Genomic DNA, 9,461 nt, shown 5'->3' on the forward strand with positions numbered 1-9,461 from the left:
GCCTAGCCCAGCCGGACCGGCAGCGCGCCTTAGACCAAGGTCGTAGGTCTCAGACCTTGGTCCGGCTGGGTAATAGGTTGGCCCGGGACCATGCTGGCGGGAACCCCGAGAAGGATCGTCGGGCAGCATGGAGAGGGGATTCCACATGACGAAGAAGGCAGTGGCCAAGCAGGCTGGCATCGCAGCCTTGCTCGCCGCCAGCGCGCTGGTTGCGCCGCAGATGGCATGGGCAAAGACGCCGAGCAGTACCGCCGGCATCGAAGCGCGGCTGGACAAGCTGGAAGGCGAAGTGGCCGAGCTCAAGGGCGACCTTGCCGACGCCGAGGCTGAAACCGCCGCCGCCAACGCCCGCGCCGAGGCCGCCGAGGCCCGCGCCGCCGCCGCCGACCAGAAGCTTGCCGCGATCGAGGCACGCCCGGCTCCGGCCGCGCCCCCGCCCCCGCCGCCCGCCGACGGCTTCCGGGCCGGCAGCACCACGATCAAGCTGGGCGGCTATATCAAGCTGCTGGCCGGATCGACCCGGTTCAGCGACGGCGAAGTTGCCACCAATTCGCTCGGCCGGGATTTCTATCTTCCGCAGACCATCCCGACCGGCAATGCCCCGGCCAGCCGCACCACCGACTTCACCGCCAAGCAATCGCGCTTCTGGCTCAACCTAGGCACCGATGTGGCCGGCCACGCGGTCAAGGGCTACCTCGAAGTCGATTTCCAGACCTCGCCCGGCACCCAGGGCTCGCAGCGCACCACCAACGGCTATAACCTCGCGCTGCGCCGCGCCTATATGCAGGTTGACCGGTGGACCTTCGGCCAGGACTGGTCGACCTTCCAGTACACCGGCGCGCTGCCGGAAAGCACCGACTATGTCGGCGGGGCCGAAGGCACGGTCTTCGTGCGCCAGCCGCTGGTGCGCTACAGCGCGCCGCTGGGCGGCGGGCTGACGCTGCACCTCGGCATCGAGAACCCCGAATCCGGCACGGCGACGCTCGGCTCGCCCACCCTGATCGAGAATGGCGATGATCACCTGCCCGATTTCACCGCACGGCTGGCCTATGCCGGCAAATCGGGCGAACTTTCGGTCGCCGCGCTGGGCCGGCAGGTGCGCAATGACACTTCGGGCGTCGCGGCCGATGCCGCCGGTTACGGTGTCAGCCTGGGCGGCAAGCTGTTCCTCAATCAGGAGAAGAGCGGCGATGTGCGCGTGATGGTGACCTATGGACGCAACATCTCGCGCTATGTCGGGCTCAACTTTGCGCCCGACGCGGTTTACGTGCCGGCGACCAACAGCCTTGAAAACGTCGACGTCTTCGCCGCGATCGGCGCGGTGCGGATCCCGGTGGGCCCGGGGCTGCGCGTCAACCTGATGGGCAGCTACCAGACGGTCGATTACTCCGACACGCTGGCGCTGGCCAACATCGCGGGCTTCAACAAGCGTTCGTGGAGCGCGGCGGCGAACCTGTTCTACTCGCCGGTCAAGAACATCGACCTCGGCGTCGAATATCGTCATGGTGAACGCGAGCTCGTCAGCGGTGCGAGTGGCACCACGGACCGGATCGAGTTCGCCGCGAAGTACAGCTTCTGAGAAAAACATAACAGGAGAGGGACAATGGACCTGAAACTGCACGAAACGTCCGAGCACTACGCCGGGCTGCCGCGGCACCACGTAGCGACCCACGACGAAAAGCTGATCATCACCGCCTCGTCGCTGGGCACCGTGTTCGAATGGTACGACTTCTATCTTTACGGCCTGCTCACCTCGATCATCGCCGCCAAGTTCCTGACCGGGCTGAACCCGACCACCTCGTTCATCATGGCGCTGCTGGTCTTCGCCGCGGGCTTTATCGTCCGCCCGTTCGGCGCGCTGCTGTTCGGACGGATCGGCGACATGGTCGGCCGCCGCTATACCTTCATCGTCACCCTGCTGGTGATGGGCCTGTCGACCTTCCTGGTCGGCTGCCTGCCCACCTATGAATCGGTCGGCGTCGCCGCGCCGATCATGCTGGTGGTGCTGCGCATGTTCCAGGGCCTGGCGCTGGGCGGCGAATACGGCGGCGCGGCGACCTACGTTGCCGAACACGCCCCGGAAGGGAAGCGCGGGCTCTATACCAGCTGGATCCAGATCACAGCGACCGCCGGCCTCGCCATGGCGCTGCTGATCGTGATCCTGGTGCGCTCGCCGACCACGGGCGTGGGCGAGGACGCGTTCAAGGATTGGGGCTGGCGCATTCCCTACCTGCTCTCGGGCCTGTTCCTCTGCGTGGGTCTTTGGCTGCGCCTCAAGCTGCACGAAAGCCCGGTCTTCCAGAAGATGAAGGAAGAAGGCACCGCCTCCAAGCGTCCGCTCGGCGAAGCCTTCGGCGAATGGAAGAACCTCAAGATCGTGCTGATCGCGTTTTTCGGTGCGATCGCCGGCCAGGCCGTGATCTGGTACACGGGGCAGCTCTACGCGATGTATTTCCTCGAAAAGATGCTCAAGGTCGATGGCCTCGTCGCCAACAACCTCGTCATCATCGCGCTGCTGCTGGCCACTCCGTTCTTCCTGTTCTTCGGCTGGCTGTCGGACAAGATCGGCCGCAAGCCGATCATCATGACCGGCTGCGCGCTGGCGGCCCTCACCATGTTCCCGGTGTTCCACGCCCTGGCGGCTGCCGCCAACCCGGCGCTGGCCCAGGCCCAGGCGACTGCCCCGGTTTCGGTCATGGCCAACCCGGCGGAATGCTCTTCGCAGTTCGATCCGGTCGGCGGGAACAAGTTCGACACCACCAGCTGCGACATCGTCAAGAATGCGCTCGCCAAGGCGGCCGTGAACTATGAAAACGTCGCCGCCCCGGCTGGCGCCCTGGCCACCGTCAAGATCGGGACGACCGAAATCACCGCGCCCGATCCGGCCAAGGTCAGCGGCGATGAACGCAAGGCCGCGATTGCCGACTTTGCCAAGAGCATGACCGCCGAACTCGCCAAGGTGGGCTATCCCGCCAAGGCCGATCCGGATGCGATCAACAAGCCCAAGGTAATCGCGATCCTGTTCTACCTCGTGCTGCTGGTGACCATGGTCTATGGCCCGATCGCGGCGATGCTGGTCGAACTGTTCCCCAGCAAGATCCGCTACACCTCGATGTCGCTGCCCTATCACATCGGCAACGGCTGGCTGGGCGGGCTGCTGCCGGCAATCGGCTTCGCGATGGTCGCGGCCAACGGCGATATCTACTACGGTTTCTGGTATCCCGTGGTGGTCGCCGCCCTGACCCTGGTGATCGGCCTCGCGGTGCTGCCGGAGACCTACAAGCGCAACATCGACAGCTGATCCACCCCGGGAAATGCGCCGCGCCTTGAGCCACATCAAGGCGCGGCGCACCCGTTTCACCCACGGAGTATTCCATGACTTCCCAGCTCAGCACCCGCAGCGGCATCATGCTCAATGTGCGTCCCGCCAGCGAGGCCGACGAGGCCGCGCTGACCGCGTTCTTCGACCAGGTCAGCGATGAGGACCGCCGCTTTCGCTTCTTCGCCGCGGCCGAGCATGTCAGCCACGAACAGCTCGATCCGCTGATCCATGCCGATCACTTCCAGTCGGAAAGCTTCCTGGCCTTCGACGCGGCAAATGATGCGCTGGTCGGCTCTGCCCTGCTGGCCTGCGACAAGGCGATGGACACCGCCGAAATCGCCGTCTCGATCCGCAGCGACTACAAGGGCAAGGGCGTGGGCTGGGCGCTGCTCGACTTTCTCGGACAGCAAGCCGCCGCGCGCGGCGTACGCCGCGTGATCGCGATCGAGGCCCGCGATAACCATGCCGCGATCGAACTCGAACGCGAAAAGGGCTTTACCCCCGAACCCTTCGAGGGCGACCCTACGCTGGTGATCCTGTCCAAGACCTTCCGCTGAAAAGAGCATACCCATGAGCGAAGCCTACCAGCGCGCCTGGCGCGAAAGCATCGAAAGCCCCTCGGTCTTCTGGGGCAAGGCGGCCGAGGCGATCGACTGGTTCACCCCGCCCGCTCAGGTCTATGACCCGGCGCAGGGCTGGTTCGCGGGCGGCACGCTAAACACCGCATACAACTGCATCGACCGGCATATTGCCGCCGGTCGCGGCGAGACCATCGCGCTCGCCTATGACAGCCCGGTCACCGACGTGGTCCAGCAGTTCACCTATGTCGAGCTCGGCGAAGAGGTCGGCCGGGTCGCCGCGATGCTGGCTTCGCTTGGCGTCGCCAAGGGCGACCGGGTGATCATCTACATGCCGATGATCCCGCAGACGGTCTTCGCCATGCTCGCCTGCGCGCGGCTGGGGGCGATCCATTCGGTGGTGTTCGGCGGCTTTGCTCCGCTGGAACTGGCCAAGCGGATCGACGATGCCGCGCCCAAGGTGCTGCTTACCGCCAGCTGCGGGATCGAGGGCGCGCGCACCATTGCCTACAAGCCGATGGTCGATGAAGCGCTGACGCTGGCGGGCCACCAGGTCGAACAGGTCGTGGTGTTCCAGCGCGAGCGCTTGTCTGCCGATCTTTCCGGCGCTCGCGATCTTGACTGGATGGCGCTGCGCGAGCGCGTGGCCGCCGATCCGGTGCCCGCCCCGGCTGAGATGGCCGCCAGCGATCCGCTCTATATCCTCTACACCTCGGGCACCACCGGCACTCCCAAGGGCGTGGTGCGCGAGAACGGCGGCCACGCCGTCGCGCTCGCCTGGTCGATGGCCAACATCTATGGCATTGGCGCTGGCGATCCATTCTGGGCGGCGAGCGACGTGGGCTGGGTCGTCGGCCACAGCTATATCGTCTATGCCCCGCTGCTGGTCGGCGCGACCACCGTGCTGTTCGAGGGCAAGCCGGTCGGCACGCCCGATCCCGGCACCTTCTGGCGGGTGATGACGCGCCACAGGGTGAAGACCTTCTTCACCGCCCCCACCGCGATCCGCGCGGTGCGCAAGGAAGACCCGGACGCGAACTTCCTCAAGGAAATCGGCACCGGCGAGTGCCGCGTGATCTTCCTTGCGGGCGAACGCGCCGATCCCGACACGATTGCCTGGCTTGAGGAAAAGAGCGGCCTGCCGGTGATCGACCACTGGTGGCAGACCGAACTCGGCTGGCCCGGCGTTGCCACCTGTTTCGCGCTGGGCGACCTGCGCCGCAAGCGTGGCAGCGCGGGTTTTCCGGTGCCGGGCTATCACTTCGAAATCCTCGGCGATGACGGCAAACCCGTGCCCCAAGGGCAGAGCGGCGCGGTCGCGATCCGCGAGCCGCTTGCCCCCGGCGCGTTCCGCACGCTGTGGAACAACCATGCGGGCTACGCCAAGAACTTCGCGGGCTTCCCCGGCTATTACGAAACCGGCGATGCGGGGCATTTCGACGATGAGGGCTTCCTCAACATCATGGGCCGCACCGACGACATCATCAATGTCGCGGGCCACCGCCTATCGACCGGGCAGATGGAACAGATCGTCGCCAGCCAGGACGGCGTGGCCGAATGCGCGGTGATCGGCGCGGACGACAAGATCAAGGGCATGATCCCGGTGGCCTTCGTCGTCGCACGGGCCGGGGCGGGCAGCGAGGCGGACCTCCACGCCCGCGTGATCGCGGCGGTGCGCAGCGAGCTGGGCGCGGTCGCCGCGCTCAAGACCGCCTATATCGTCCCGGCCCTGCCCAAGACCCGCTCGGGCAAGATCCTGCGCAACCTGCTGCGCAAGATCGTTGGCGGCGAGGAATACACCACGCCGCCGACGATCGAGGATCCCACAGTGCCCGCGCTGCTGGAAGCCGCTGTCAGAGGGTAGTCACCGCCATTCCTCCGGTCCGCAAAAAGTCTGCGTCCTCCCGGGCTTGACCCGGGATCCCGCTTTTCTCTCTCGGCCACGCTGAAAAAAGCCAGCTGGCCCCCGGGTCAAGCCCGGGGTGACGGCGGTAGGTGAATTCGGGCGCCTGGCTCAGTCGTCGAAGCCGACGAAGTAGGCGGCCTCGTCCACTGACTTGCGCTGCGAGGCCACGGCATTGGCGGGAAAACTGTCGTCCGGCCAGCCCATCGCGATGCAGATCATGATCACCTGATCTTCGGCGATCCCAGCGTGTTCGCGCACGACCGGGCTCTGCATGATACCCTGGCTGTTGATCACGCATCCGAGGCCCCGTGCCCAGGCGGCGTTGACGATGGCATTGGTGATCGCGCCGCAATCGAACGGCGCGATGTCGCTGCCCTGGATCACCTTGTCATAGGTCACCACGATCGAGACCGGCGCGTCGAACTGGCGAAAGCCGCGCAGCACCCAGTCGAGCCGCGCGTCCTTGTCCTCGCGCGCGATGCCCATTGCGCCGAACAGCTGCTTGGCGATTTCCACCTGCCGCTCGCGGTGGACGCCGCCATAATTCTCATGTCCCTTGAACTCGCGCGATGACGGCACGCCCGCCAGGTTGCGCTCGGTATTGCCAGCCCGGATCCGGTCGAGCGGTTCGCCGGTTATCACATAGAAATTCCACGGCTGGGTATTGAGCGATGAGGGCGCGCGCATTGCCACTTCCAGCAGTTCCCGGATCACCGCGCGCGGCACCGGTTCGTCCTTGAAACCCCGGATAGAACGGCGCGTGCGCACCACTTCATCATAGGCTGCCGTGTTCAAGTTGCTCTCTCCAATCTGATCCGGCCGGCGTTCCGCAATCCGGCCTTCAGTGCAAGGGCCGGTGTCTGAAAACGGTCGAAAAGGCGCGATGACGCATCTTCTCGAACTGCAGGATTAGCATTATAATGCCAATATTCCCACCTTTTTAGCAATTTAAATGCATTCTTGGGTGGCATATTCTTGCTTTCCGTCTCTGACTTACATCAATGACAGTAATGGCAATTCGCTCCTAGCCTCGATTGCAAGTGGGGGCGGATGTTCGTCCCCGGCAACAAGGGGAACTGAAATGACCATGCACTGGAAGGAATCGGCACAGCCTGGACGCAAGCGGGCGACGGCGTGCCTTGGGCTGCTGCTGGGCGGCTCGGCAATGCTGGCGCTGGCTCCGCAGGCGGCCTTCGCGCAATCGTCCGAGCCCCCCTATGACACGATCACCGATCTGGGCACGCTGGGCGGCTATTACAGCTATCCCTATGACGTCAGCGACGACGGCCGCGTAGTGGTGGGGCATTCCTATGTGCCCAGCAATTCCACCTATCACGCGTTCCGCTGGACCTATGCTGACGGGATGCAGGATATCGGCACGCTCACTGCCGACTGGTCTTATGCCACGGCGGTCAGCGGCGATGGTTCGACAGTAGTCGGCCATTCGTACCTTTCTTCGGGCTATTACCATGCCTTCCGCTGGACCGAAGCGGGCGGGATGCAGGACCTTGGCTCGCTATCGAGCGGCGGATCCAATGACTATTCCTATGCCGAAGCGGTCAACACCGATGGCAGCGTCGTGGTCGGCTATTCCTACGTCGACTCGGGCAGCTACCACCACGCCTTCCGCTGGACTGAGGCAGGCGGGATGCAGGATCTCGGCACGCTGTCATCCGGCAGCAACGAATATTCCTATGCCAGTGACGTGAGCGGCAGTGGCGATGTGGTGACCGGCTATTCCTACACCAATTCGGCGGGCAACTACCACGCCTTCCGCTGGACCCAGGCCGGTGGGATGCAGGACATTGGCACGCTTGGCGGCACCTACAGCTATGCCGAGGCGATCAGCCGCGATGGTTCGACCATTATCGGCCATTCGCACCTTGCAAGCGACACCGAGGCCCATGCCTTCCGCTGGACCCAGGCCGGTGGGATGCAGGATCTCGGGACACTGGGCGGCACTTACAGCTATGCCCGCAAGGTCAGCAACGATGGCGCGGTCGTGGTGGGATATGGCTACATTGCAGGCAACAACGATCACCACGCCTTCCGCTGGTCTGTGGATGGCGGGATGCAGGATCTCGGGACGCTGGGCGGGCGCTATTCCTATGCCTATGACGTCAGCGGGAATGGCGAGGTCGTGGTTGGCTATGCCTATACCCCTGAAAACGAGGGCTCATCCTACCACCATGCTTTCCGCTGGACCGAGGAAGACGGGATGCTCGACCTCGGCACGCTGGGCGGGCGCTGGTCCTATGCCACGGCGGTCAGCAACGATGGCGGCACCACGGTAGGCTACTCCGAAGTCAGCGACGGCAACTACCATGCCTTCATCTACCGCACGCAGATGATCGACTTCACCAACATGATCGCATCGTTCTGGCTGACCGCCAGCGACGTGGAAGTCGCCGCAGAGGGCCAGCGCGATATGCTGGGTCAGCTGGTTGACAGCGGCTGCACCGTTTCGATCGGACGCAGCGCCTGCATCGGCGGTGCGGCTACCTTCATGCGGTCCAATGAAGACCCCGCCGTGCCGCTGCAGCGCCGTCATGACGAAGGCTTCCGCGCCAACGTCGGCGTGCGGCTCAGCCGGACCTTCACCGCCGGGTTTGGCGCCGGCGTGTTCCAGCAGCAGGACCGGGCCTTCTCGGTCAGGCCGGGGACGGACTTCAACTATGGCGCCTGGCTTGACTGGGCACCCGAAGGCCCCAGTCGCCGCGGGCTGCACGGCCGGCTTGCAGTTGGCGGCGCGATCCAGCGCAATGTCTTCCTGCGCGGCGAAGGCCTTGAAAACGTGCAAGTGACGCCGGGCCATACCGACCTTAAGACCCTGACCGCGAAGGGCACCTTCGGCTACGGGATGGATCTTGGCGGAATGGTCTTCACGCCTGAGTTCGGCTTCACCTGGCAGCGCACCACGATGGACGGGTTTGCCGAACAGGACGGCGACTTCCCGGCAGTGTTCAACAAGACGAGTTATGAAACCTCGTTCGTGAGCGCCGGGGCAGAACTGGCCATTCCCTTGGCGCAGGACACCTATGTCACGCTGGGTGCGAAGGCCGACTTCGATGTCCAGACCAACCCAGTGGTATTGACTGGCACGTCGCAAATTCCGGGCATGGAAAACTTCGCGGTCAGTTCGCTCTATGCTCGCAAGGAAGTGCGCGGCCGGTTCGAGGCGGGCATTTCGAAGGATGTCGGGCCGGGCACGGTCGATTTCACGGCCGGCGTCCACACCCCGACCATCGGCGACAAGCCGGTCGTTGTGGTCGGCGTCGGCTTCGGGATGGACATCTGAAGCCGGATCGCAGGTCGGCCCGTCCCCTTGCGGGCCGGACACGAGCGGGGTCGGACGGGCAGCCGTCCGGCCCCGTTGGTCCATTTGCAATTACCGGACATGAATAGGTTTGCGGCACTGCACAATCACGGCTTGCCGCGCAGGGCCGGTTGGGCTTAGTCAGGTGTCAGGGAGCTTCGTCGAGGAGGAATCGCTGCTGCGGGCGGTGCAGGTTGCCCCGCGCGGAAGCGACCGCTGAAGACTGGAGCCATGAATTGCCGCAATCCCGCGATAGCCGCATCGCCGAAACCCAGGCCAAACTGATCGATGTCCTGCGCCACCGTGTTGGCAAGGACGAACGCGCGGCCAAGCAGCACG

General features: G+C 64.8%; 6 protein-coding genes. 5 read left to right on the plus strand and 1 reads right to left on the minus strand.

Features of this window, described 5'->3' with window-relative positions; all coding sequences use genetic code 11:
* Positions 1-145: 145 nt before the first annotated feature.
* From ACE3SN_RS08420 to ACE3SN_RS08435, 4 genes are all read left to right on the plus strand, one after another.
* A complete protein-coding gene (locus tag ACE3SN_RS08420) occupies positions 146-1,579 on the plus strand; it encodes a DcaP family trimeric outer membrane transporter (protein WP_374529184.1) in 1,434 nt (477 codons plus the stop codon).
* A gap of 24 nt (positions 1,580-1,603) precedes the next feature.
* On the plus strand, positions 1,604-3,301 hold the full coding sequence (locus ACE3SN_RS08425) for an MFS transporter (protein ID WP_374529186.1): 1,698 nt from the start codon (positions 1,604-1,606) through the stop codon (positions 3,299-3,301).
* 74 nt (positions 3,302-3,375) lie between these two features.
* On the plus strand, positions 3,376-3,879 hold the full coding sequence (locus ACE3SN_RS08430) for an N-acetyltransferase family protein (protein WP_374529187.1): 504 nt from the start codon (positions 3,376-3,378) through the stop codon (positions 3,877-3,879).
* Between the two features lie 13 nt (positions 3,880-3,892).
* Complete coding sequence (locus ACE3SN_RS08435; RefSeq protein WP_374529189.1) at positions 3,893-5,764, plus strand: AMP-binding protein; 1,872 nt, start codon at positions 3,893-3,895, stop codon at positions 5,762-5,764.
* A 150-nt stretch (positions 5,765-5,914) separates the two neighbouring features.
* Here the strand turns inward: ACE3SN_RS08435 and ACE3SN_RS08440 are convergent, their stop codons facing one another.
* Positions 5,915-6,601: a nitroreductase gene (locus tag ACE3SN_RS08440; RefSeq protein ID WP_374529191.1), complete on the minus strand. Its 687-nt coding sequence runs from the start codon at positions 6,599-6,601 to the stop codon at positions 5,915-5,917.
* Between the two features lie 286 nt (positions 6,602-6,887).
* On the opposite strand from ACE3SN_RS08440, the gene ACE3SN_RS08445 reads away from it, so the two are divergent.
* Positions 6,888-9,104, plus strand: a complete 2,217-nt coding sequence (locus ACE3SN_RS08445; RefSeq protein WP_374529193.1) for a hypothetical protein — start codon at positions 6,888-6,890, stop codon at positions 9,102-9,104.
* The last annotated feature ends 357 nt before the right edge of the window (positions 9,105-9,461 follow it).

Origin of the sequence: Novosphingobium sp. (assembly GCF_041915465.1) — a bacterium.
In the GTDB taxonomy this organism is placed as follows: Bacteria; Pseudomonadota; Alphaproteobacteria; order Sphingomonadales; family Sphingomonadaceae; genus Novosphingobium.